The sequence below is a fragment of the Oleiphilus sp. HI0123 genome (assembly GCF_001635315.1).
Genome location: NZ_LWGE01000631.1, coordinates 1 through 746, shown reverse-complemented (window position 1 = coordinate 746; position 746 = coordinate 1). Strand labels below are relative to the sequence as shown.

Genomic DNA, 746 nt, shown 5'->3' with positions numbered 1-746 from the left:
CTGGATGGCGATAGTTTTTTTACCTCTGCTTATGCATGTAAATGATGCCTCGGCTGACAACAATAATCAGTGTGCTCAGGAGCTAAAATTTGACGATTTATCAGAACTCTTATTTCAACCCTGTTGGTATGTATCCGCCGGGCTAGGTTATAGCTACTTGGCCCCCTCTGGAGAAAGTAACGGCTGGTCAAGTAATGACAAAAGTAGTATTGGCTTTAGTTTCTTGGCTGGTCGCCATCTCAGTGAAAAATGGGCACTGGAGTTAGACTATTCTTTCCTGGGGGAAGCGGGCTTAAAAAATAGTAACCCCACCCTAAATGCAAGTCTAGATGCGGCGATTAGATACCGAGCCCCAAGTCTAATGATTGCATATCGATTCTTACCCCAATATAAGCCTTTCAATGCCCACTTCAAACTTGGGGGAACCTGGCTCAATACAGAAGCAACAGACTCGCGTATTGGCTATGAAGAAGAGTCAACTGTACAAGTTACCTGGGGAATCGGTGCTTACTACAGATTCACCGATAGTCCCTGGTTCATCAGCTTTGACTATACCAATCATGCCAAAGATGCTCGCTTCAGCGGCTTTCATATAGGCCGTTATTTTGGCTTCAAAAAACACATTCCTAAAGTGGAAAAAATCGTAAGAACCCCATTTGAGAATCTACAGCTCCAACTCGATTCAGACCAGGATGGCGTGATAGACAAACGCGATGAATGTCCGCTATCGGATCGTGGAGTCGAAG

The 746-nt window shown here is 44.8% G+C and carries 1 protein-coding gene; it reads left to right on the top strand.

Annotated elements, in window-relative coordinates; translation table 11 throughout:
* The coding region (locus A3761_RS05740) for an outer membrane beta-barrel protein (protein WP_197472862.1) at positions 1-746 on the top strand (746 nt) is incomplete at both ends.